This window comes from Pseudomonas sp. FP2335 (assembly GCF_030687535.1).
In the GTDB taxonomy this organism is placed as follows: Bacteria; Pseudomonadota; Gammaproteobacteria; order Pseudomonadales; family Pseudomonadaceae; genus Aquipseudomonas.
On record NZ_CP117437.1, the window covers coordinates 1,909,345 to 1,933,051 of the forward strand.

General features: G+C 62.2%; 24 protein-coding genes. 12 read left to right on the top strand and 12 right to left on the bottom strand.

The window, feature by feature from the left end; genetic code table 11:
- The first annotated feature begins 16 nt into the window (after positions 1-16).
- Together PSH81_RS08560 and phnN are read left to right on the top strand one after the other, a co-directional pair.
- Entirely contained in the window at positions 17-415 is a 399-nt protein-coding gene (locus PSH81_RS08560; protein WP_192298789.1) for a hypothetical protein, read from the top strand.
- 305 nt (positions 416-720) lie between these two features.
- Positions 721-1,287, top strand: coding sequence for a phosphonate metabolism protein/1,5-bisphosphokinase (PRPP-forming) PhnN (gene phnN / locus PSH81_RS08565; protein ID WP_305392319.1), 567 nt, complete (start codon positions 721-723; stop codon positions 1,285-1,287).
- Between the two features lie 61 nt (positions 1,288-1,348).
- Here phnN and PSH81_RS08570 read toward each other — a convergent pair whose 3' ends face one another.
- Positions 1,349-2,227, bottom strand: a complete 879-nt coding sequence (locus PSH81_RS08570; RefSeq protein WP_305392320.1) for a LysR family transcriptional regulator — start codon at positions 2,225-2,227, stop codon at positions 1,349-1,351.
- 190 nt (positions 2,228-2,417) lie between these two features.
- Between PSH81_RS08570 and PSH81_RS08575 the strand changes: the two genes are divergently transcribed.
- The gene (locus tag PSH81_RS08575; RefSeq protein WP_192298792.1) at positions 2,418-2,606 is read left to right on the top strand and encodes a type II toxin-antitoxin system HicA family toxin; all 189 of its coding nucleotides are present in this window, start codon (positions 2,418-2,420) and stop codon (positions 2,604-2,606) included.
- Between the two features lie 11 nt (positions 2,607-2,617).
- Positions 2,618-3,022, top strand: coding sequence for a type II toxin-antitoxin system HicB family antitoxin (locus PSH81_RS08580; protein WP_192298793.1), 405 nt, complete (start codon positions 2,618-2,620; stop codon positions 3,020-3,022).
- A 46-nt stretch (positions 3,023-3,068) separates the two neighbouring features.
- Here the strand turns inward: PSH81_RS08580 and PSH81_RS08585 are convergent, their stop codons facing one another.
- Positions 3,069-4,265: an MFS transporter gene (locus PSH81_RS08585; RefSeq protein ID WP_226455423.1), complete on the bottom strand. Its 1,197-nt coding sequence runs from the start codon at positions 4,263-4,265 to the stop codon at positions 3,069-3,071.
- Between the two features lie 171 nt (positions 4,266-4,436).
- Here PSH81_RS08585 and PSH81_RS08590 point away from each other — a divergent pair, with 171 nt between their 5' ends.
- Positions 4,437-5,051: a DUF5666 domain-containing protein gene (locus tag PSH81_RS08590; RefSeq protein ID WP_226455424.1), complete on the top strand. Its 615-nt coding sequence runs from the start codon at positions 4,437-4,439 to the stop codon at positions 5,049-5,051.
- A 130-nt stretch (positions 5,052-5,181) separates the two neighbouring features.
- Here the strand turns inward: PSH81_RS08590 and PSH81_RS08595 are convergent, their stop codons facing one another.
- The 8 genes from PSH81_RS08595 to gcl form a co-directional block, all read right to left on the bottom strand.
- Positions 5,182-6,186: a sulfate ABC transporter substrate-binding protein gene (locus PSH81_RS08595; RefSeq protein ID WP_192298796.1), complete on the bottom strand. Its 1,005-nt coding sequence runs from the start codon at positions 6,184-6,186 to the stop codon at positions 5,182-5,184.
- Positions 6,187-6,291: 105 nt separating this feature from the next.
- Complete coding sequence (locus PSH81_RS08600) at positions 6,292-7,116, bottom strand: ion transporter (RefSeq protein ID WP_305392321.1); 825 nt, start codon at positions 7,114-7,116, stop codon at positions 6,292-6,294.
- A gap of 31 nt (positions 7,117-7,147) precedes the next feature.
- Complete coding sequence (locus PSH81_RS08605) at positions 7,148-8,023, bottom strand: urea transporter (RefSeq protein ID WP_305392322.1); 876 nt, start codon at positions 8,021-8,023, stop codon at positions 7,148-7,150.
- A gap of 119 nt (positions 8,024-8,142) precedes the next feature.
- Positions 8,143-9,558 carry a pyruvate kinase gene (pyk, locus tag PSH81_RS08610; protein ID WP_226455426.1) on the bottom strand — a complete coding sequence of 472 codons (1,416 nt, stop codon included), beginning with the start codon at positions 9,556-9,558 and terminating at the stop codon, positions 8,143-8,145.
- Positions 9,548-10,828, bottom strand: coding sequence for a glycerate kinase (locus PSH81_RS08615; protein WP_305392323.1), 1,281 nt, complete (start codon positions 10,826-10,828; stop codon positions 9,548-9,550). The genes pyk and PSH81_RS08615 overlap by 11 nt, the downstream gene beginning before the upstream one ends.
- Positions 10,829-11,028: 200 nt before the next feature.
- Complete coding sequence (locus PSH81_RS08620; RefSeq protein ID WP_192298801.1) at positions 11,029-11,919, bottom strand: 2-hydroxy-3-oxopropionate reductase; 891 nt, start codon at positions 11,917-11,919, stop codon at positions 11,029-11,031.
- Positions 11,920-11,998: 79 nt separating this feature from the next.
- Entirely contained in the window at positions 11,999-12,781 is a 783-nt protein-coding gene (gene hyi / locus PSH81_RS08625) for a hydroxypyruvate isomerase (protein WP_305392324.1), read from the bottom strand.
- A 10-nt stretch (positions 12,782-12,791) separates the two neighbouring features.
- Complete coding sequence (gene gcl, locus PSH81_RS08630; RefSeq protein WP_305392325.1) at positions 12,792-14,567, bottom strand: glyoxylate carboligase; 1,776 nt, start codon at positions 14,565-14,567, stop codon at positions 12,792-12,794.
- 256 nt (positions 14,568-14,823) lie between these two features.
- On the opposite strand from gcl, the gene PSH81_RS08635 reads away from it, so the two are divergent.
- A complete protein-coding gene (locus tag PSH81_RS08635) occupies positions 14,824-15,264 on the top strand; it encodes a heme-binding protein (protein WP_305392326.1) in 441 nt (146 codons plus the stop codon).
- Between the two features lie 129 nt (positions 15,265-15,393).
- Here PSH81_RS08635 and PSH81_RS08640 read toward each other — a convergent pair whose 3' ends face one another.
- Together PSH81_RS08640 and PSH81_RS08645 are read right to left on the bottom strand one after the other, a co-directional pair.
- Positions 15,394-15,852 carry a transposase gene (locus PSH81_RS08640; protein ID WP_305392327.1) on the bottom strand — a complete coding sequence of 153 codons (459 nt, stop codon included), beginning with the start codon at positions 15,850-15,852 and terminating at the stop codon, positions 15,394-15,396.
- Between the two features lie 210 nt (positions 15,853-16,062).
- A complete protein-coding gene (locus PSH81_RS08645) occupies positions 16,063-16,668 on the bottom strand; it encodes a TetR/AcrR family transcriptional regulator (protein ID WP_226455432.1) in 606 nt (201 codons plus the stop codon).
- Between the two features lie 144 nt (positions 16,669-16,812).
- Here PSH81_RS08645 and PSH81_RS08650 point away from each other — a divergent pair, with 144 nt between their 5' ends.
- The 6 genes from PSH81_RS08650 to PSH81_RS08675 all read left to right on the top strand — a co-directional run bounded on the left by PSH81_RS08650 (position 16,813) and on the right by PSH81_RS08675 (position 23,705).
- Positions 16,813-17,829 carry a LacI family DNA-binding transcriptional regulator gene (locus PSH81_RS08650; protein WP_305392328.1) on the top strand — a complete coding sequence of 339 codons (1,017 nt, stop codon included), beginning with the start codon at positions 16,813-16,815 and terminating at the stop codon, positions 17,827-17,829.
- Between the two features lie 147 nt (positions 17,830-17,976).
- Complete coding sequence (locus PSH81_RS08655; RefSeq protein ID WP_226455434.1) at positions 17,977-18,801, top strand: inositol monophosphatase; 825 nt, start codon at positions 17,977-17,979, stop codon at positions 18,799-18,801.
- A 61-nt stretch (positions 18,802-18,862) separates the two neighbouring features.
- The gene (locus PSH81_RS08660; protein WP_305392329.1) at positions 18,863-20,233 is read left to right on the top strand and encodes an MFS transporter; all 1,371 of its coding nucleotides are present in this window, start codon (positions 18,863-18,865) and stop codon (positions 20,231-20,233) included.
- Positions 20,234-20,335: 102 nt separating this feature from the next.
- Entirely contained in the window at positions 20,336-21,055 is a 720-nt protein-coding gene (locus tag PSH81_RS08665; protein WP_192298810.1) for an oligogalacturonate-specific porin KdgM family protein, read from the top strand.
- Between the two features lie 16 nt (positions 21,056-21,071).
- Positions 21,072-22,349: a histidine-type phosphatase gene (locus PSH81_RS08670; RefSeq protein WP_305392330.1), complete on the top strand. Its 1,278-nt coding sequence runs from the start codon at positions 21,072-21,074 to the stop codon at positions 22,347-22,349.
- Between the two features lie 69 nt (positions 22,350-22,418).
- Complete coding sequence (locus tag PSH81_RS08675) at positions 22,419-23,705, top strand: histidine-type phosphatase (protein ID WP_305392331.1); 1,287 nt, start codon at positions 22,419-22,421, stop codon at positions 23,703-23,705.
- Positions 23,706-23,707: the final 2 nt, after the last annotated feature.

Sequence of the window (23,707 nt, forward strand, 5' to 3'; positions counted from 1 at the left end):
CTTCGAGGAAACGCCCATGACCGCATTCGCACGTATCACCCTGCTCAGCCTGGTATTGGGCCTGAGTGCTTGTGCGGTCCACCGCCCACCTCCCGCACCGACCGGCCCGACCATCCCACCGTCGGGCCCGGCGACCCAGCCGAGCACCAGACCCTCCACCCCGGTAACCCCACCGCCGAAAAGGCCGGTGCCGACCTCGTCGCCAACCTTTGCCCCACCACCGGGTGCCGCCAGCCACTGGGACGGCACCATGAAGGTCTACGTGCTGGAAGATCAACCCGACACCTTCTACCGCCAGCGCACCTACTATCGTTGGAACAACGGCTGGAGCCGTTCCATCGGCCCGAATGGACCCTGGGAAGAAACAGACGTGCAGGGCGTGCCGCCGGGGTTGAGCAAGAAATACGCGCAATAGAAAAGGCGACCTTCGGGTCGCCTTTTTCATACCTATGAAGTGTGTTCGGCCAAACGCAGGGGGCAAATGTGGGAGGTGAGCTGCACACAGAATGCCGACCGGGGAATGGAAACCCGGTTGGGGTATGACCTCCTGCGTACAACTCGGCCGGCATCATGAATAACTGGCGAAGATTCAGCCGTAGGGAAAGTCTGGTTTCAGCGCCCATCGCTTCCCGCATTCGCAAACTACCTGCCAGCCGGTGCGCTACTGTAAAGTGGCCGCCGCCGGCGGGCTGACCGGCAATAGGTTAAGAGGGTATGTGGATGGCAGGCAGGTTGATCTATCTCATCGGACCATCCGGTTCGGGCAAGGACAGCCTGTTGGACGCCGCACGCCCACGCTTGGTCGAGCGCGGTTGCCGCATCGTGCGCCGCGTCATCACCCGTTCGGCGGAAGCGGTGGGCGAGGCGGCGCAAGGCGTTAGCCCCGAGCAGTTCGCCGCGATGGAGGCCGAGGGCGCGTTTGCCCTGAGTTGGCAGGCGAATGGCTTGTCCTACGGCATTCCCAGGGAAATCGACGACTGGCTGGCGGCCGGGCACGACGTGCTGGTCAACGGCTCCCGCGCGCACCTGGCGCAGACTCGCGCGCGTTATCCGACCTTGCTGGTGTTGTTGCTGACGGTGGATCAGGCGGTGTTGCGCCAACGCTTGATCTCACGGGGACGTGAATCGCTGGCGGATATAGAAGCGCGTCTGGCGCGCAATGCGCAGTTCACGGCACAACTGATTGCCGACAATGGCTCGGGGTTGTATGTGCTGGATAATTCCGGACCGCTGGCGCATACGGTCGAGCGCTTGCTGTGCTGCCTGGATCAGCAGCATTTGAGTTGAGCGCCACATCAACAACGGGCCGTCGCTCAATGCTCGTATTCCCCGGTTTGAAGCGCGAGGGCTACGCCAGCAACTGCTCGACATATGCCACAAACGCCCGCGCCTTGGCGCTCGCCATCCGGCCGGTGGGGAACACCGCCCATAGATCCCGTGCGGGCAGTTTCCAGTCGGTGAGCACGGTTTTCACTTCGCCACTGGCCAGTTCCGGCGCGAACATCCAGGTGGACGATAACGTCAGCCCCAAATCACTCAACACCGCAGCCCGCACGCCTTCGGCTGCGGTGACGCGCACGCGGCCGTGGGCCACGACGGGGTACGCCGTGTCGCCCTGGGTGAAGCTCCAGTGCGCGCCCTCGCCACGGGTGTAGATGATGGCCTCGTGTTGCATCAGGTCCTCCGGCGTGGCGGGTTCGCCGCAGCGTTCGAAGTAGGCCGGGGTGGCGAGGATGACGCAGGGCGATTCGCCGATCTTGCGCGCGGTGAGGTTTGAATCGTCCAGATTGCCCATGCGCAGGGCGACGTCGATGCCTTCTTCCACCAGGTTGAGGCTGCGGTCGTCGAGGATCACATCCACAGTGATCTCGGGGTACTGCGCCAGAAACGCGCCCAACTGGGGAATGATGTGCATCCGGGCAAAGGTCACCGACGCGCTGACCCGCAGGTTGCCGCTGAGCCCCGCCCCGGCGCCCCGGGCGGCTTCGTCGGCCGCGTTGGCTTCATCGATGGCGCGCTTGGCTTTCTCGAAAAACGCCAGGCCCGCCTCGGTCGGGCTCAGGCCACGGGTGGAGCGCAACACCAACCGCACCGCCAGGCGTGCTTCCAGCTGCGCAATGCTCTTGGACACAGCGGGCTGGCCGATACCCAGGCGTTTGGCGGCGGCGGAGAACGAGCCGGTTTCGACAACGTGGACGAAGGTTTCCATGGCGGCGAGGCGGTCCATCGGGTGTTCCTGTTTGGCTTGGCGGCGCTCAAGCCTAAGGTGATGAGCCGCAGGTGTCATGCGTTTCCCGTGCAGGGCCGGGGGCTTTCAACATCCAGCAAAACAGCCGTCAGTCAGTCCGGGGGATTTTGTGCTTGAGTAAAGATAACTCTAGGGTTACTTTTATTCAGGCCAAGCCAAGGAGGCTGGGGTGCAAAGCAGGTTATTGATCAAGGAACTGCAAGAGGCGGGCTGGGTGCTGGATCGGGTCACGGGCAGTCATCATATTTTTACCCATCGCTATAACCCGTACACGATTCCGGTGCCTCATCCAAAGAAGGACCTGCCTGCGGGTACTGTGAGAAGTATCAGGAAACGTGCTGGTCTGTTTGAGTTTTAAGGAGAGCATTCATGCAATACCCAATCTGTATCGAATGGGGCGATGACTTCGCCGCCACCGGCATTCAGATCCCCGATATTCCAGGCGCCGTCACTGCCGGGGACAGTTTCGAAGAGGCGTACAACGCGGCCGTGGAAGTCGCACACATCCTGCTGCAGGAGATCGCCGCCGAGGGCGGGCCGATCCCCATGCCTACCTCGGTGGCCAATCATCACGCCCACGAAGACTATGCGGGTATGGGCTGGGGCATGTTGGAGCTGGACGTTACGCCCTATCTGGGCAAGACCGAGAAGGTCAATGTGACCTTGCCCGGTTATGTCATCCAGCGTATCGACCGCTACGTGCGTGAGCACAAGGTGAAAAGCCGCTCGTCATTCCTAGCGGATGCGGCTTTGGAGAAGTTGGTGCGTTCCTGAGGTTGGCCCTGTGGGACCCGACAAGCCAGTTCCCACAGGTCATGTGTTACGCGGCTACCGGGGCCGCTTCACGGGAAACGCTGAGGAAGCGCAACAACGCCACCAGCGGGAACGCACTGCCCACCAACACCACACCCAGCCAGCCGCCGTGTTCGTACACGCTGCTGGCAATTGCCGAGCCGAAGGCGCCGCCGATGAAGATGCTGGTCATGTACAGCGCGTTCAGGCGGCTGCGGCTGTTGGCGTCGAGGGCGTAGATGGCGCGTTGGCCGAGCACCATGTTCATCTGTACGCAGAAGTCCAGGACCACGCCGGTCACGGCCAGGCCGATCACGCTGTACAGCGGGTGGACGAAGGCCGGCAGGAAACTCAGCGCGGCAAACAGCATGGCCAGCAGCGACGCGCGGTAAGTGTGGCCGGCATCGGCCAGGCGCCCGGCGATTGGCGCGGCGATGGCGCCGAGGGCACCCACCAGGGCAAACAGGGCGATCTCGCTTTGACTCAGGCCGTGGTTACGCGCCAGTTCCAGCGGCACGGCGGTCCAGAACAGGCTGAAGGTGGCGAACATGCCGCCCTGGTAGAACGCCCGTTGGCGCAATACCGGTTGCTTGCGCAGCAGGGTGCCGAGGGAGCGCAGCAGTTGGCCGTAGGTGGCACTGTGGTCGGGCTGGCGCTTGGGGATGGTGATCAGCAGGATCACGCTGATAAACGCCATCAATGCCGCGGCGGCCATGAACATCGCGCGCCAGCCGAAGTGATCCGCTACCACGCTGGACACCGGCCGCGCCAGCAGGATGCCGAGCAACAGGCCGCCCATGATGCTGCCGACCACACGCCCACGGGACTCGGCCGGCGCCAGGTGCGCAGCCAGCGGGATCAGGATCTGCACCGACACCGAGCTGAAGCCGATCAGCAGTGACACCAGCAGGAACAGGTTCGGCTGCTCGGTAATCGCCGCGCCCAGCAGGCTGGCGATGGCGAGCACAGTGGTGCTGATCATCAGCTTGCGGTTTTCCAGCAGGTCGCCCAGGGGCACCAGGAAAAACAGGCCGAGGGCGTAGCCGATTTGTGTCAGTGACACGATCAGGCTGGCCATGGCGGGGGTGAGGCCGATGTCCGGGGCAATCAGTTCGATGATCGGTTGTGCGTAGTAGATGTTGGCAACGATGGCGCCGCAGCAAAACGCAAACAGCATCACCATGCTCCGGGTCATGGTGCTTGTAGCGTGGGAAGTAGCGTTCATGGTGTTCTCATAAAAGCGAAGGAAAGTGGGGCGAGCGTAAAGACAACACCGTAGCCCGGGTAGGCCGCTGGCAGTGATAACACTCATGCCCGGTATTGATGAGTGAATCGTTAACTTTCTGCGCGAAGGCTGATGATACATTCAGACACAACTGCCGAAACAGGAAATCCCATGAAGATCACGCTGAACAAGATGCTCCTGGCGTCAACCCTTGCCGCCGCCATGGCCGTTGGCCTGGCCCACGCCGCCGATGCGCCGCGTGTGGGCGTGCGCGGTGCCATCACCGCTGTCGAGGGCGACGCAATACAGGTCAAGGTCAACAGCGGCGAAGACGTCACCGTGCACTTGACCCGGGACACCCAGGTGCGCGCCGTCACCCTGGCCAGGATCGATGAGATCAAGCCGGGCAGCTACATTGGCTCCGCCGCCATGCCCAATGCCGACGGCAGCTTGACCGCCCTGGAAGTGCACGTATTCCCACCGGCCATGGCCGGCACCGGTGACGGGCATCGCGCCTTTGACTTAAAGGAAGGCAGCAGCATGACCAACGGCACCGTGGGCGACCTGGTGGTGAGCAACGGGCGCACGCTGACGGTGAAGTACAAGGGCGGTGAGCAGAAGATCGTGGTGCCCCAGGACGTGCCGATCGTCAACCTCGAACCGGGGGATCGCAGCTTGTTGAAACCGGGGGTGAAGGTGGTGTTGTTTGCGGTGAGGGGGGCAGATGGGACGATTACGGCGCAGGCCATCTCTGCCGGCAAGGATGGCGTGACCCCACCGATGTAAGGTCTGGCGCAGAACCCAATGTGGGAGCGGGCTTGCTCGCGAATGCGGTGTGTCAGTCAATAGATTCATTGGCTGATCCACCGCATTCGCGAGCAAGCCCGCTCCCACAGTTTTAACCGCGTTTATTCAGTTACTGCCCGCTGTAGATCTGGTCAAACACCCCACCATCATTGAAGTGGGTTTTCTGCACGGTGCGCCAGTCGCCAAAGGTTTTCTCCACCGACAGGAAGTCGACTTTCGGGAAGCGGTCGGTGTACTTGGCCAACACTTTTGGATCACGTGGGCGCAGGTAGTTGTTCGCCGCGATTTCCTGGCCTTCGGCCGACCACAGGTACTTCAAGTAGTCTTCGGCCGCGACGCGGGTGCCTTTCTTCTCGACCACTTTGTCGACCACCGACACCGGCGGCTCTGCTTCGGCGGAGACGCTTGGGTAGATCACTTCGAACTGGTCGCGGCCGAATTCACGGGCGATCATTTCCGCTTCGTTTTCAAAAGTCACCAGCACGTCGCCGATCTGGTTGGTCATGAACGTGGTGGTGGCGGCACGGCCGCCGGTGTCCAGCACCGGGGCTTGTTTGAACAGTTTGCCGACAAAGGCCTTGGCCTTGTTTTCATCGCCGCCGTTCTTCAACACATAACCCCAGGCCGACAGGTAGGTGTAGCGGCCGTTACCCGAGGTTTTCGGGTTGGGCACGATCACTTGCACGCCGTCTTTCAACAGGTCCGGCCAGTCTTTCAGGGCTTTCGGGTTGCCTTTGCGTACGATGAACACGGTGGCAGAGGTGAACGGTGCGCTGTTGTTCGGCAGGCGCGTGACCCAGTTGTCCGGCACCAGTTTGCCGTTGTCCACCAGGGCGTTGATGTCGGTGGCCATGTTCATGGTGATCACGTCAGCGGGCAGGCCATCGATCACCGAGCGCGCTTGTTTGCTGGAGCCGCCGAAGGACATCTGCAAGGTCAGCTTGTCGTTCGGGTGCTCGGCGTCCCAGTGCTTCTGGAACGCCGCGTTGTAGTCCTTGTAGAAATCGCGCATCACGTCGTAGGAGACGTTGAGCAGTGTCACGGGGGCAGCCTGGACGGCGCCCGCCAGGGCGAGGCCGGCGGCCAGGAGAGAGGCGCTAACGAGTTTTTTCACTGCTCATTCCTTGTTGTTCGAGAAAATGACGGGGTAAGTGACGGCAATTTGCCAGCGACTATAGCCGGGCGCGCATAGACGTTTAAAGATTAAAACGCACTTTGCTTATTCCACTTTACGAAAAAGATTACTGCCGCAGCGCGAACAGAATGCGGCGTTGGGTTCGTGGGTGCTCTTCTTGCACACCGGGCAGTCGTGTTGCAGTTGTTCACCGCGCATGGCGCTGGCCAGTTCGGCGGTGAAAATCCCGGTGGGCACGGCAATGATCGAGTAACCCGTGATCATCACCAGCGACGAAATCACCTGGCCCAACGGGGTCTTCGGCACGATGTCGCCAAAACCCACGGTGGTCAGGGTCACGATGGCCCAGTAAATGCCCTTGGGAATGCTGGTAAACCCGTGCTCCGGGCCTTCGATTACGTACATCAGGGTGCCGAACACTGTCACCAGCGTGCACACGCTGACCAGGAACACCACGATCTTCTGCTTGCTGCCGCGCAGCGCCGCCATCAGGTAGTTGGCTTGCTTGAGGTAGGGGCTGAGCTTGAGCACCCGGAAGATGCGCAACATACGGATGATGCGGATGATCAACAGGTACTGCGCATCGCTGTAATACAGGGCGAGGATGCCGGGCACGATCGCGAGCAAATCCACCAGCCCGTAAAAACTGAAGGCATAACGCAGCGGCTTGGGCGAGCAATACAGCCGCAAGCCGTACTCGATGGCGAAGATGATGGTGAAGCCCCACTCGATGTAGGCCAGCACGTCGGCGTAGTTCTGGTGGATGTCGTCGATGCTGTCGAGCATCACGATCACCAGGCTGGCGAGGATGATCAGCAGCAAGGTGCCGTCAAAACGCCGCCCGGCAAGGGTGTCGCTCTGGAAAATCATGACGTAGAGCCGTTGGCGCCAGTCGTTGTTGCTGTCCATAAAGCCCGCCTGAAACGAATATCGAGCAAGCCTAGGGGGATTCGAAGGGGCTGTCCATGCGCGGTTTCTGAAGCAGGCGGGCGCCTGCGTGTACCAGCCAGCAGGCAAGAATGAAGGGCGCTGTCAGTGCTGGCAGATGCAGCGTGGCGAAAGCTGACGTAAGCACAATCGCCAGGCCGATGCCGAGCAACGCAAGCCACGGCTGGCGATGTGTCTGGCTCAAGGCCAGTGCCGCCAGCGCCGGGTTGTAGCTGTGCAGGCCGAGGAGGGCGCTGGTGGGTTCGTCCAGCAGCAGCGCAACCAGCATGCCGGTGCTGGCGCCGATCAAGGCCCAGATGGCGGCGCCTCGGTTCGCCAACCACAGGCCGAGCGCAATCAAGACGCCGGCCAGCGGGGCGTCCAGCAGCATGATTTGCGCGAGCCCGGTAAAGGGCGCGCTGAGGACGGAGACGGTTTGCGGGGTGGTCAGGGTAAAGGTGCTCTCTGGCGCGCTGCCCAGCAGTAACCAGCCCAGGCCGACAAACGGCGTGGTATAGGCGGGCAAGGCCTGCGGGTGGGTTGCATGTTTCAGCCATTGGCGCGTGAGCATCGCCGCCACACCGCCGCAGGCCAGGATCAGCGGTGGCAACAGCGCAGACCAGGCGAAGTGCTGGCTGACCAACAACCCCAGCAGTACGCCGTTGTAGCTATACAGGCCGGCCTGGCGCTCGGCCTTGGGATAACCCCGACGCTGGGCCGTGAGCAAACCCGCGATGCCACCCAGCAACGCCCCGCCGAACAAGGCCGGGGCGCCGATCAGGATGGCCAGCAGGCACAGCAGGCCGCACAGCGGTTGGCGCTGGAGGAAGATTTGGCTGAAACCGTTGAGCAGGGCTTCGGCCCAGTCGGGGCAGGTAGGGTTGTGCATAGAGGTAAGTCAGCTAGACCGAGTTGCCCCCTTCGCGAGCAAGCCCGCTCCCACATTTTGATTTGTGAACGCCGTCAAATGTGGGAGCGGGCTTGCTCGCGAAGGGGCCCTTACAGACGCTAAATCAACGTCTCGATACGCAGCGAATTGGTCGACCCCGGCTGCCCGAACGGCACCCCCGCCGTGATCACCAACGTATCCCCCCGCTCCGCCATCCCTTGGGCCTGGGCAATTTCCAGCGCGGTGGAACACACCTCATCCACCTGGCGCAGTCGGTCATTGACCACCGAATGCACGCCCCAGGCCACGCTCAAGCGCCGTGCCGTGGACAGGTTTGGCGTGAGGTTGAGGATCGGCGCCACCGGCCGCTCCCGCGCCGCGCGCAGGCTGGAGGCGCCCGACTCGCTGTAGTTCACCAGCACCGCCACCGGCAGGATGTGGCTGATACGCCGGATCGCGCAGCTGATCGCATCCGACACCGTGGCGTCCGCCTTGGGGCGGCTTACATCCAGCTGGGCCTGGTAATCCGGACCACTTTCCACCTGGCGGATGATCTTGCTCATCATCTGCACGGCTTCCAGCGGGTACTCGCCGGAGGCGGTTTCCGCCGAGAGCATCACCGCATCGGCACCTTCGGCAACCGCATTGGCCACGTCGGTGACTTCGGCGCGGGTCGGCGCCGGGGAGAAGCGCATGGATTCGAGCATCTGCGTCGCAACCACCACCGGCTTACCCAACTGGCGGCAGGTGCTGATGATGTCTTTCTGGATTTGCGGCACGCTTTCGGCCGGCACTTCCACGCCGAGATCGCCTCTGGCCACCATGATTGCGTCGCTCAATTCGGCGATCTCCCGCAGGCGCTGCACTGCCGAAGGTTTCTCGATCTTGGCCATCAGGAAGGCGCGGTCGCCGATCAGCTCGCGGGCCTCGCGGATGTCTTCCGGGCGCTGCACGAACGACAGCGCGACCCAGTCCACACCGAGTTCCAGGCCGAAGCTCAAGTCGCGGCGGTCCTTGGCGGTCAACGGGCTCAGTTCCAACAGCGCTTGTGGGACGTTCACACCTTTACGGTCCGACAATTCGCCGCCGTTCAGCACGGTGGTGTCGATGGCATCGGCATGCTTGGTGATCACCCGCAGGCGCAACTTGCCGTCGTCCAGCAACAGGTCCATGCCCGGCTCCAGTGCGGCGATTATTTCCGGGTGGGGCAGGTTCACCCGGCGTTCGTCGCCCGGGGCTTCGTCCAGGTCCAGGCGCAGCGCCTGGCCGCGCACCAGTTGCACCTTGCCGTCGGCAAAACGTCCGACCCGCAGCTTGGGCCCTTGCAGGTCCATAAGAATGCCTAGCGGGTAATTCAGCTGGCGTTCCACCTGGCGGATCCACTGGTAGCGCTGGGCGTGGTCGGCGTGCTCACCGTGGCTGAAGTTGAGGCGGAAGATATTCACCCCGGCTTCGACCAGCTCGCGGATGTCATCGATACCGTCGGTGGCCGGGCCCAGGGTGGCGAGGATTTTGACCTTCTTGTCAGGCGTCATGTTTGGCAGTCTCAAGAATCAGGATGGCGCGCAAGTCGTTGACGTTGGTGCGCGTCGGCTCGGTGACGATCAACCCGTCGAGGGCCGCGAAGTAGCCGTAGCCATTGTTGTTGTCCAACTCGTCGCTGGCCGACAGGCCCAGCGCTTCGGCGCGTGAATAGCTGCACGGGGTCATGATCGCGCCGGCGTTGTCTTCGGAACCGTCGATGCCGTCGGTGTCACCGGCCAGGGCGTATACGCCGGGCAGGCCCTTGAGGCTGTCGGTAAGGCTGAGCAGGAACTCCGCGTTGCGCCCGCCACGGCCATTGCCGCGCACGGTCACAGTGGTTTCACCGCCGGACAGGATCACGCACGGCGCCGCCAGTGGTTGGCCGTGTTGCGCGATTTGCCGGGCAATGCCGGCATGCACCTTGGCCACGTCCCGCGCTTCGCCTTCGAGGTCGCCGAGGATCAGCGGGCTGAACCCGGCCTGGCGCACTTTGACCGCCACGGCTTCGAGGGATTGCTGCGGGCGGGCGATCAATTGGAAATGGCTGCGGGCGAGGATCGGGTCGCCCGGCTTGACGGTTTCCGAGGCGGGGTTCTGCAACCAGCTGCGCACCGATGCGGGGGCATCGATGTTGTAGCGCTTGAGGATCGCCAACGCCTGTGCCGAGGTGCTTGGGTCGCCGACGGTGGGGCCGGATGCAATCACCGTGGCCTGGTCGCCCGGCACGTCGGAAATCGCATAGGTGTAGACCGTGGCTGGCCATGCCGCCTTGGCCAGCCGGCCACCCTTGATCGCCGAGAGGTGCTTGCGCACGCAATTCATCTCGCCAATGGTGGCGCCGGACTTGAGCAGGGCTTTGTTGATGGCTTGCTTGTCGGCCAGGGTGATGCCTTCGGCGGGCAAGGCCAGCAGGGCCGAGCCGCCACCGGACAGCAGGAAGATCACGCGGTCGTCTTCGCCGAGGTTGCTGATCAGTTCCAGCACGCGCTTGGCCACCGCCAGGCCGGCGGCGTCGGGGACCGGGTGAGCGGCTTCGACCACTTCGATTTTCTTGCACGGCGCGCCATGGCCGTAGCGGGTGACGACCAGGCCCGTGACTTCGCCTTGCCAGCTGTTTTCTACAACCAGGGCCATGGCGGCGGCGGCTTTGCCGGCACCGATCACGATCACCCGGCCACTGCGGTCGGCGGGCAGGTAGGGTTCAAGGACTTGCCGGGGGTGGGCGGCGTCGATGGCTGTGGAGAACAGCTCGCGAAGCAGGTGTTGCGGATCGACCGACATAAGCGGGCTCCCGGGGGCTTCTTGTTATTAGAGGTGAGACCTGGAACAGGGACCAAAATGTGGGAGCTGGCTTGTGTGGGAGCTGGCTTGCCTGCGATGCAAACACCTCGGTGTATCAGGCAAACTGAGGTGATGCTATCGCAGGCAAGCCAGCTCCCACATAAGCCAGCCCCACACTGGCTTGCATTTCAAGTCAGGACTTACTTGTCGCGAATCGAGAAATTCGCCATGTGCTCCAGGCCCTTGATCAGCGCCGAGTGGTCCCAGTTGCCGCCACCGATTGCGGTGCAGGTACTGAACACCTGCTGCGTACCGGCGGTGTTCGGCAGGTTGATCCCCAGTTCCTTGGCCCCGGCCAGCGCCAGGTTCAAATCCTTCTGGTGCAGGTTGATGCGAAAGCCCGGGTCAAAGGTGCCCTTGATCATGCGCTCGCCATGCACTTCAAGGATCTTCGACGAGGCAAAACCGCCCATCAGCGCTTCACGCACCTTGGCCGGGTCGGCACCGTTCTTGGCGGCGAACAGCAGCGCTTCGGCCACTGCCTGGATGTTCAGCGCGACGATGATCTGGTTGGCGACCTTGGCGGTCTGCCCATCACCATTGCCGCCGACCAGGGTGATGTTCTTGCCCATGGCCTGGAACAGCGGCAGGGCGCGTTCGAAGGTCTGCGGCTCGCCACCGATCATGATGCTCAGGGTGCCGGCCTTGGCGCCGACTTCACCGCCGGACACGGGCGCATCCAGGTAGTGCGCGCCGGCCTCGTTGATCCTGGCGGCGAAGGCCTTGGTGGCGGTGGGGGAGATCGAACTCATGTCGATCACCACTTTGTTTGGCGACAGGCCGGCGGCCACGCCGTCGGCGCGGAACAGCACGTCATCGACCTGCGGGGTGTCGGGCACCATCACAATGATGAACTCGGCTTCCTGGGCGACTTGCTGCGGGTTGGCCAGGGCGATGGCGCCGGCGTCGAGCAGGGCTTGCGGGGCTTTGCCGTGATGTTCGGAGAGGAACAGTTGGTGACCTGCCTTTTGCAGGTTGGCGGCCATGGGTTGGCCCATGATGCCGGTGCCGATGAATCCGATTTTAGCCATGACGAAAAAACCTCTTTTTATTAGATGGGTAGGCCTGTCTCAGCCTGCCAAACACAGACGATCCAATGTGGTGTGTCGGTTAGATGGCGTTGTGGCTCTTGAGCCAGCCCAAACCTGCCTCGGTGGTGGTCAGCGGTTTGTATTCGCAACCCACCCAGCCCTTGTAACCAATGCGGTCCAAATGCTCGAACAGGAACCGATAGTTGATCTCCCCGGTCCCCGGCTCGTTGCGTCCAGGGTTATCCGCCAGCTGGATGTGGTTGATCTCGCCAAGGTGCGCGGCCATGGTGCGGGCCAGGTCGCCCTCCATGATTTGCATGTGATAGATGTCGTATTGCAGGAACAGATTGGCACTGCCGACCTGCTCGCGGATCGACAGGGCTTGCGCGGTGTTGTTCAGGTAGAAGCCGGGGATGTCGCGGGTGTTGATCATCTCCATCACCAGCTTGATGCCCGCGGCATGCAGCTTGTCGGCGGCGTACTTGAGGTTGGCGACGAAGGTTTTTTCCAGGGTGGCATCGTCCACGCCCTGTGGCCGGATGCCCGCCAGGCAGTTGATCTGGGTGTTGCCCAGGACCTGGGCGTAGGCGATGGCCAGCTTGACCCCGGCGCGGAATTCCTCGACCCGGTCCGGGTGGCACGCCAGGCCGCGCTCGCCCTTGGCCCAGTCGCCGGCCGGCAGGTTGAACAACACTTGGGTCAGGCCGTTGGCGTCCAGGTGTGCCTTGATTTCAGCCGAGCTGAATTCGTACGGGAACAGGTACTCGACACCTTCGAAGCCCGCATCGGCGGCCGCTTTGAAGCGAGCAAGAAAGTCTTGCTCGGTAAACAGCATGGACAGGTTGGCGGCAAAACGCGGCATAGGGTTCTCCTTAATCGAGCAGGGAAATGGCGGTCGGTGCGTCATTGCCGACCAGGGCCAGATCTTCGAATTCGTTGACGGCGTTGATTTCGGTGCCCATGGAAATATTGGTCACGCGCTCCAGGATGATCTCGACGATCACCGGCACCTTGAACTCTTCGATCATTGCCTCGGCGCGGCGCAGGGCCGGTGCGATCTGGCTAGGCTCGAACACTCGCAGGGCCTTGCAGCCCAGGCCTTCGGCGACGGCGACGTGGTCGACGCCATAGCCATTGAGTTCCGGGGCGTTGAGGTTGTCGAAGGACAACTGCACGCAGTAGTCCATTTCAAACCCGCGCTGGGCCTGGCGGATCAGGCCGAGGTAGGAGTTGTTCACCACCACGTGGATGTACGGCAGCTTGAACTGCGCGCCCACCGCCAATTCTTCGATCATGAACTGGAAGTCATAGTCCCCCGACAGCGCGACGACCTTGCGGCTCGGATCGGCCTTGACCACACCAAGGGCCGCCGGAATGGTCCAGCCCAAGGGACCGGCCTGGCCGCAGTTGATCCAGTGACGTGGCTTATAGACGTGCAGGAATTGCGCACCGGCAATCTGCGACAGGCCGATGGTGCTGACGTAGCAGGTGTCTTTGCCGAACACCTGGTTCATCTCTTCGTACACCCGTTGCGGCTTGACCGGTACGTTGTCGAAGTGGGTCTTGCGATGCAGGGTGGCCTTGCGCTGCTGGCAGTCGTTGAGCCAGGTGCTGCGGTCCTTGAGCTTGCCGGCGGCTTTCCACTCGCGGGCCACTTCAATGAACATTGTCAGGGCCGAGCCGGCGTCGGACACGATGCCCAGGTCCGGGGTGAACACGCGGCCAATCTGCGTCGGCTCGATGTCGACGTGAATGAACTTGCGACCCTCGGTATACACCTCGACCGACCCCGTGTGGCGGTTGGCCCAGCGGTTGCCGATGCCCAGCACCACGTCCGACTTGAGCATCGTCGCGTTGCCGTAACGGTGGGAGGTTTGCAGGCCGACCATGCCCACCATCTGCGGATGATCGTCGGGGATCGTGCCCCAGCCCATCAGGGTCGGGATCACCGGGATGCCGGTCAGCTCGGCGAATTCCACCAGCAGGTCGCTGGCGTCGGCGTTGATCACGCCGCCACCACTGACCAACAGTGGGCGTTCGGCTTGATCGAGCAAGGCCAGGGCTTTTTCCACCTGGATGCGTGTGGCCAGTGGCTTGGCCAGCGGCAGCGGCTGGTAGGCGTCGATGTCGAATTCGATCTCGGCCATCTGTACGTCGAACGGCAGGTCGATCAGCACCGGGCCTGGGCGGCCGGAGCGCATTTCATAAAAGGCTTTCTGGAACGCGTAAGGCACCTGGCCGGGTTCGAGGACGGTGGTTGCCCACTTGGTCACTGGCTTGACGATGCTGGTGATGTCCACCGCCTGGAAGTCTTCCTTGTGCATCCGGGCACGAGGGGCTTGGCCGGTGATGCACAGGATCGGGATCGAGTCGGCCGAGGCGCTGTACAAGCCGGTGACCATATCGGTGCCCGCCGGGCCGGAGGTGCCGATGCACACGCCGATATTGCCGGCCTTGGTGCGGGTGTAACCCTCGGCCATGTGGGAGGCGCCTTCAACGTGGCGAGCAAGGACGTGATCGATGCCACCCACCTTCTGCAAGGCCGAGTACAGCGGGTTGATCGCGGCGCCTGGGATACCGAAGGCGGTGTCCACGCCCTCACGGCGCATTACCAGAACGGCGGCTTCGATTGCTCTCATTTTGCTCATGGTTTTGGTGCCTCTTGCGTTTTGTAATTGTATACAAGTGGTTTCTCGTCAAAGTGTATTCACGGCGAGCGGCGCAGGTCAATTCATTTTGTTTATTGGCTTGAGCGTTCGTCGGAAGGCATTTTTTCGACGTATGGAGGGTTTGTGCGAAAATATTGTATACAAAAATAAATGTCATTGTGTTCTATTTGTTTGATCGAGCATCTCACGATTTAGACCTCCACCGCTTTTTCCATAACAAGATAAGGACGGCACCATGAGCGCTTTAACCTTGAAAATAGCCACCCAACTGGCCAGCCACGCCCTTACCGCAGGCCGCACGATTTCAGCGGCGCCGCTGACCATCGCGGTGCTCGACAGCGGTGGGCACCTGATCACCCTGCAACGGGAAGACGGCGCCAGCCTGCTGCGCCCGCAGATCGCCATCGGCAAGGCCTGGGGCGCGATTGCGCTGGGCAAGGGCTCGCGCATGCTGGCGCTGGACGCGCAGCAACGGCCGGCGTTTATTGCGGCTCTGAACAGTCTGGGGCAGGGCAGCGTGGTGCCGGCACCGGGGGGGGTGTTGATTCGGGATCAGCAGGGCTTAGTGCTGGGGGCGATCGGGATCAGCGGGGATACGTCGGATATTGACGAGCAGTGCGCGATTACGGCGATTGAGGGGGTGGGGTTGTTGGCGGATGCGGGGGTGTCGGCTTGATCTTTGGGTGACTGGTAGGGCCTCTTCGCGAGCAAGCCCGCTCCCACATTTTGACCGGGCTCCAACTTTGGAGTGCAGTCAAACTGTGGGAGCGGGCTTGCTCGCGAAAGGGGCAACTCGGTCTCTGCCCTAGACCCAAACCGCATCCCACAAGGGATAGTCGCCAATGCGCTCCACCAATCCAGCTCGCAATGGATTGGCCACTACATACCGAGCCATCTTTACCAAGTCATCTTCCTTGCGCAGTGCCCGGTCATGAAAACTGGATTGCCATAGTCTGCCTTTGCGGCCTGTGGCGCCATTCACGGTTCGAGTGCTTTTCGACTTCACCTGACACATCAGATCGCCCAGCGAGCCCTTTTGCAGTTCGAGCAGCCAGTGGAAATGGTCTGGCATTACTACCCACGCCAGGGAGTTCGCCAAGCCTTGATATTGAGCGAGCCTGAATTGCCAGACCACCAAGCGACCCAGATGAAAATCACTGAATATCGGCACACGTTCATGAGTGTTGGTGGTGATCAGGTAGGTACGGTTGGGTTCGCTGAACCGCCCGATGCGCAGACGGTGTGATGTGGCTAGATCAGGCATTCCATGGCCTCTCTTCAGTGGGGGTTCTGAGAGGCTAGATCCGGGTGGTTGATACTGATCGGCAGGCTTTTGGCAAGATGTGTCTGGGAGGGCGCTTTCGCGAGCAAGCCCGCTCCCACATTGGATTTGCGGTGTTCATACATTGTGTGTCTGGCACAAAACCCCTGTGGGAGCGGGCTTGCTCGCGAATCCCCCAGGCACCGCGGTGTATCAGTCTGGCTCACACCCCTTGAGCACCAACCGGATAATCGTCTGCGCCGCCGCCTCATAATCCGCCTCATCCAGCTTGGCCTTGCCGGTCACCGCCGAGATCTGCCAGTCAAAATCCGCATAGGTCTGCGTCGCCGCCCAGATGCTGAACATCAGGTGATTGGGGTCGATCGCCGCGATCAGGCCGCGATCCACCCAGTTCTGGATGCACTCGATGTTGTGCTTGGCCTGGGCGTTCAACTGCTCGATCTGGTCAGCGCTGAGGTGCGGGGCGCCGTGCATGATTTCGCTGGCGAAGACCTTGGAGGCAAACGGTAAATCACGGGAGATGCAGATTTTTGAGCGGATGTAGTTGCTCAGTACTTCCTTGGGCTCGCCATCCGGGTTGAACGGCGTGGAGGCGGCCAGGATCGGCTCGATAATGCTTTCGAGCACCTCGCGATAGAGGTTGTCCTTGGACTTGAAGTAGTAATAGACGTTGGGCTTGGGCAGCCCTGCCTTGGCGGCGATGTCGCTGGTCTTGGTCGCGGCGAAGCCCTTGTCGGCGAACTCCTCGCTCGCCGCCCGCAGGATCTTTTCTTTGTTGCGCTCGCGAATGGTGCTCATAAACCTGGGGGTTCCTTGCCAGTACAGGCGGTCGGGCATAGTAGCACCGGCTTCGTGAGGCCCTCAAGAATGGGCACTGGCCACTCTTTCCCTGTACCGCGTTTGCCATTACCGTAGCGGCTCTTTCGCAGTGGGCAGTGGCCGATGGACTCCTCTGAAAAAAACGTGATTACGTCCTTGGATGTGGCCCGGCATGCTGGTGTTTCCCGCTCGGCAGTGTCGCGTACGTTCACCCCGGGCGCCAGCGTGGCTCCGGCCACGCGGGAAAAGGTGCTGGCCTCGGCCAAGGCCCTGGGGTATCAGGTCAATATGATTGCCCGCACCATGAACAAGGGCAGCAGCAACTTCGTCGGCGTGGTCACGGCGGGGTTCGACAGCGCGTTTCGGGCCAGCCTCTTGAGTCCCATCGCCCACAGCCTGAGCCGTCGCGGCCTGATGCCATTGTTGATGAACGCCGATGACCCTGCCCAGCTTGAGCAGTCATTGCAGGCGCTGCTCAGCTACCAGATTGCCGGGGTGATCCTTACCTCGGCCTCGCCGCCGTTGTCGGTGGTCCGACATTACCTGGATCGGCAGATTCCGGTGGCGATGATCAACCGTGGCCATGAACTGGCCGGGGCCGAAGTGGTGGGCAGTGATAACCGTGCCGGTGGGCGTATGGCTGCCGATGCGTTGCTCAAGGGCGGTGCGCGGCGCCTGGCGTTTGTGGGCCAGGGCGCGCAAAACTTCAGCAGCCGCGAGCGTTGGCTGGGGTTTTGCGAGCGTCTGGCCGAAGCGGGGGTGCAGGCACAGACGGTGGTCAATGAGACCCCGGGTTACCAGGGCGGAATGCAGGCGGTGCCGGCGCTGTTCAGCCAGGGGGAAGGGCCGGACGGGATCTTCTGCGCAACCGATATGCTGGCGCTGGGGGTGATGGATGCCCTGCGTTTTTCGTTGCGCCTGCAGGTGCCGCAACAGGTGCAGGTCATCGGCTTTGACGACATCGCCCAGGCCGCGCAGCTGGCCTATGACCTGACCACGGTGCGCCAGGACAACGTGGAACTGGCGCAACGCGCCGTCGACGCGATCGTCGCACGGGGTGAAAACTTCACGCGGGTCGCCCGGTTCGAGCCGGTGCCGGTGACCCTGATCCAGCGCGGCACTACGATAATTCAGAAATAAAATTTCAATAATTGCTTGAAGGGAAAATTTATTTCGTGTTGTATGGGCAGTAAGCGGTGAGTGGCTGGCCTATCCAAAGGGCCGTGCCTTCACTTTTTTTTCCGGATCATTTGCACACGTGTGCAATCCATGCTGAAGGCCTTGTTTATGACGCAAGCAGAGACGTTACTGGACCGTGATCACCTGGCGGCGCGCTACGCGCTGGTGCGTCAGGTGGCGATGGATGCCGCGCAGCGTGGCATGGCGTATTACCGCAAGCGCGAGCAGTTGGATGTCGAACACAAGGATTCAGTCCCCCAGGATGTGGTGAGCATCGCCGACCGCGAGTTGGAGGTGTTTATCAAGGAGCGCCTGGCCGAGCAGTTTCCCGACGATGGCTTTGTGGGCGAGGAGGGTGGCGCCGCCGATTTGCAGGCACGTTGTGTCTGGGTGGTTGACCCTATCGACGGCACCAGTTGCTTTGTCAACGGCCTGCATACCTGGTGTGTGTCCATCGGCTTGCTGGTGGATGGCCAACCCTGGCTCGGCGCCGTGGCCGATGCCAATCACAACGAGCTGTTCCACGCCTGCCGCGGCCTGGGCGCCTATGTGAATGACACGCCGATCCGGGTCAGCGCGGCGGCGGATATCCGCTACGGCGTAACCGGCGTGGGCACCTCCCATCGGCGCGGCAGCGAGCATTTCATCCCGTTTCTCTCCGGTCTGCTGAACGGCGGCGGCATGTTTATCCGCAATGGCTCCGGCGCGCTGATGATCGCTTACGTCGCGGCTGGGCGCCTGGTGGGCTACTACGAAACCCATATCAACAGCTGGGATTGTGCCGCAGGGCTGGTGCTGGTGAGTGAAGCCGGTGGCCGTTGCAGCGATTTCCTGCGTGGCGATGGCTTGCTCGGCGGCAACCCGCTGCTGGTGGCCAGTCCACAGGTGTACCCGCAACTGGCCGGGTTGATCGGCCCGTCACTGGAGGCTTGAGCGCGTTTCACCCTCTGCGTTTCAACGTACAGCGAATAATAACAATAGGAGACTGTCCGCCATGAAATCCCTGCTGTCCTTGTTTCACGCCGCGCCTGCGCTGCCATTGGTGGTCGACCCTGACGGGCGACTTTTCCGCCGGGTGCGCTGGCTGACCTTTTTGTCCATGTCGCTGAGCTATGCGCTGTTCTACGTGTGTCGGCTGTCCTTCAATGTGGCCAAGCCGGCGCTGGTGGGGCAGAACCTCCTCACTCCCACCCAATTGGGCATGATCGGTTCTGCGCTGTTCTTCACCTATGCGGTGGGCAAGCTGGTCAACGGTTTCCTGGCCGACCATGCGAATGTGCGGCGCTTCATGATGCTTGGGTTGCTGATCAGTGCGGTGGTCAACGCCTGCATGGGCCTGACCACCAATGCGATCCTCCTCACCCTGGCCTGGGGCCTTAACGGCTGGGCCCAGTCCATGGGCGTGGGGCCGTGCGTGGTGTCGTTGTCGCGCTGGTATACCGACAAGGACCGCGGCACGTTCTATGGTTTCTGGTCGATTGCCCACAGCCTGGGCGAGGCACTGACGTACATCGCCGTCGCCGCCGTGATCGTCACCTGGGGCTGGCAGTATGGTTATTTCCTCGCCACTGCCATGGGCGTACTCGGCATATTGCTGATCTACCTGTTCATGGCTGACTCACCGCAAAGCGCAGGCTTTGCCGAAGTGCACGGCGGCCGCGAAGACGCCGTGTCCAAGACCATCGGCAAATGGGGCGCACAACTGGCACTGCTGAAAAATCCTGCGCTGTGGTTGCTCGCCCTGGCCTCCTGCCTGATGTATATCGGCCGCTATGCGGTGATTTCCTGGGGGGTGTTTTTCCTGGAAAACGCCAAGGGCTACAACACGTTGTCAGCCTCGGCGCTGATCTCTATCACCGGAGTGTTCGGTATTGTCGGCACGGGCCTGAGCGGGCTGGTTTCCGATCGCTTTTTCGGCGGCCGGCGCCATGGCCTGGCGGTGTTGTTCGGCTTGATGAACAGCGCTTCGTTGGGCCTGTTCCTGTTCCTGCCCGGCGGCCATTACTGGCTGGATGCAATGGCCATGATGCTGTTCGGCCTGTCCATGGGCGCGCTGCTGTGTTTCCTCGGCGGCCTGATGGCCGTGGATATCGCCGCCAAAAGCGCAGCCGGTGCGGCGCTGGGCATGATCGGCATTGCCAGCTATGCCGGTGCGGCCGCCGGGGAGATCCTTACCGGGGTCTTGATCGAGCATGGCACCACCCTGGCCCAGGACGGCGGCAAGCTGTACGACTTCCACGCCCTGTCGTTGTTCTGGCTGGGTGCCTCGCTGATTTCGGTCTTGATGACCGCGTTGTTCTCCGGGCAAATCCATCGCCGCAAGCGAACACAGCGGCTGTTGGTCGATAAACCGCTCACAGACTGATCATCCCTTTTTCAACCGTTCCGAGTCGTCGGAAGCGGTACCGCTGCGCGCTCGAAAAGTGACGCAGTGGTGCCATCCACAATAAAAATAACAGGTGAAGACATGAAGAAATTGAGTGCTGGGCAGCATAAGAAAGCGTTGAGGCGGTATACGTTTATTGGCCTGGTCATTGCCTCGACCACCACCCAGGCACTGGAACTGGATTACCAGCACCAGTATTCGGAGGTCGAGCGAGAGCATAAGGACAAGGTGATGCTGACCCAGGCCCTGGACAATGGCTTGGCGTTTTCCTTCGAAGCGGTGATGGCCACGGCTCCCGACGGCGACGGCCAGCCGGGCAAGGCGTTTTCCCGCCTGACCAAGGACGAGCTCAAGGCCAAGGTCAAGTACAGCCACAAGTTGGGGGCCCACTGGAAGGTCAAGCCCAAGTTCACCTATGCCGACGGCAAGGATAAGAAATCCTACAAGCCGGCGCTGAAAGTGTCTTATGCCATCACCGACCGGTTCTCCATTACGCCGGGCTATTACCACAAGCTCACGCGCTACGACGAAGAGGGCAAGGCCGATAAGCACGACAACGCGGTCGAGCTGGGCGCCAAGTATAAATTCGGCCTGTTGTCGGTCGGTGTCGGGCGTAAGCAGATTTACAGCAACCAGATTGTGTTCGACGGCACGCGCAAGAACTACAGCAACAAGGTGTTATTCGAATACAAACTGACCAAACGCCTGACTCCGTACCTGGAAGTGGCCGACGTGTATGTCGACAAGAACACTGACCAGCGCCAGGCCCGCTACCGCGTGGGCTTCTCCTACGAATTCTGATCCAAGGAACCTGAACATGACCCTACTCAATCGTACGGGCCTGGCGTTGGCTGCGCTGACCCTGTGTACCGGCCTCCAAGCGTCCGAAACCGACCACTATGTGCTGGAAAAAGCCGTGCAGGTCAGCCGCCATGGCGTGCGTTCGCCTACCGATACCGACAAATTGGTCAAGGCCACCGGCCGTGCCTGGACCCCCTGGCTGGTGCAGGACGGTGAGCTGACAGGCCATGGCTACCTGGCTGCCAGTTACATGGGCGCCTGGCAGGCGGCGTATTACCGGGAGGCCGGGCTGTTGGCCAGTGGCTGTCCGCAGCCTGGCAGCCTGGTCGCGGTGGCCAGCCCCAAGCAACGCACGCGCTCTACCGCGGCGGCGCTGCTTGATGGCATGTTTCCTGGCTGTGGCGAAAAAGCCCTGGCGCGCACCCAGCCGGACCCGTTGTTCCAGACCGACGAAATGCCGTTCGCCAAACTCGATCCGGCCATGGCCAAGGCGCAGATCCTGCAAGCCCTGGGCGGTAACCTGCAAGCCGCCCAGGAGCGCTTGCGCCCGGACCTGGAGCGCCTGAAGAACGCGGTGTGCGAAGTGGGCAAGGCGTGTCCGTTTTTCGACACGCCGTGGGCGTTGAAGGAGGGCGATGGCGGCCGGTTCAAGATCAAGGGGCTGGACAAGGCGTCGTCGATGGCCGAGACCATTCGCCTGCAATACAGCGAAGGCATGCCCCTGGCCGATGTCGCCTTCGGCCATGCCCGCGATGCCGCGCAAGTCTCGGCACTGGGGCGCCTGCACCGGGCCAAATATGACTTCATCAATGACACGCCGTACATTGCCAGCCGTGGCGGCTCGCAGTTGATGAACCAGATTGTGCTGGCCCTGGAGCAGGGCACGCCGATGGAGAAAAACGATCCGCTGGGCAACCCACCGGCGGCGCGCCTGCTGATGCTGGTGGCTCACGACACGAATATCTCGCACTTGCGTACGATGCTCGGGTTTACCTGGCAGTTGGGCGAGTACCAGCCAGGCAATATCCCGCCCACCGGCACCCTGGCCTTCGAGCGCTACCGCGACACTCAGACCGGCGAGCGCTTTGTACGCACGCGGTTCATCACCCAGGGCATGGATCAGATACGTGCCTTGCAGCGCCTGAGTCCGGAGCATCCACCGTTGCAGGCCGATTTCGATCAGCCGGGCTGCCGGCACACCTCGGTCGGCACCCTGTGTCCGATGGCGCAGTTCGTCGAGCGCACGGGGCGTGCCATCGACCGCTCGGCGCTGACGGCCTACCGCTATCCCTGACCCGGCGCGGCCATTCCCGCTCGCTCCGGGCGGGGATGGCCATCCGTAGACCCGACACAGGACACCGTTATGTTCACTTGCTTCGTAAGATTCACCCCGCTGGTCCTGGCCAGCCTGATTTCACTCCAGGTCCACGCGGCACCCGCCGATGACTTTGTGCTGGACAAGGTGGTGCAGGTCAGCCGTCACGGCGTGCGTCCACCCACCGACAGCGCGAAACTGGCCAAGGTCACCGGCCGCGCGCAACCCCGTTGGTCGGTGCCGGATGGGCATTTGACCGGTCACGGTTACGCGGCGGCGGTGGAAATGGGCCGCTATCGCGGCCAGGTTTTGCGCTCCGCCGGCCTGTTGCCCGATGGTTGTCCGGCGTCCGGGCAAGTGTTTGTGCGCGCCAGCCCGTTGCAGCGCACCCAGGCTACGGCCTTGGCGCTGCTCGACGGGTTGTTTCCGGGCTGTGGCCTGCAGCCTAGCGTGGTGCAGGGCGACAAGGATGCATTGTTCCAGGCCGACAAAATGCCCTTTGCCCGCCTGGACGCGCAACGCGCCGAAGACAGCGTGCTCGCCCGCATGGGCGGCAGCGTCGCCAGCGCACAGGCCCGCTACCGGGACGCGGAACAACAACTGCGCAACGTGATCTGCGCGGGCTCCGCCCCATGCAGCTACGCCGAGGAACCCTGGCAATTGACCCAGGACGAAGATGGGCGGCTGGCGATCAAGGGCCTGGGCACGCAGGCCAACCTGGGCGAGACATTCCGCCTGGAGTACAGCGAAGGCCTGCCGCTGGACCAGGTCGCGTTTGGCCACGGGCGCAGCGCGCGGCAAGTGTCCCAGTTGACGGCATTGACCAAGGCCAAATACGACTTCATCAATGACAGCCCTTATATCGCCAGCCGTGGCGGCTCGCAGCTGATGAACCAGATTGCCCTGGCGCTCGGACAAGGCACGCCCCAGGCCAAGGACGACCCTCTGGGGATGCCGCCCGACACGCGCTTCACCCTGCTGGTGGCCCATGACACCAACATTTCCTACCTGCGCACGCTGCTCGGGTTTCGCTGGAGCCTGGGCGACTACCTGGAGGGCAATATCCCGCCGGTGGGCAGCCTGCAATTCGAACGCTACAAGCAGCTCTCCAGCGGACGCTACTTCCTGCGGGTCGCGTTCGAGGCCCAGTCCTTGGAGCAGATTCGCCAGTTGACGCCGCTGACAAGGGCCCAGCCGCCGCTGCATGCCGATATGACCGGCACTCAGGGCTGCATCACGGCATCGGTGGGGGTGTTGTGCCCATTGGACGCTGCCTTGCAACGGTTGAATCAAAACATCGACCGTACCGCGTTGACGCCGTACCACTATCCATAACC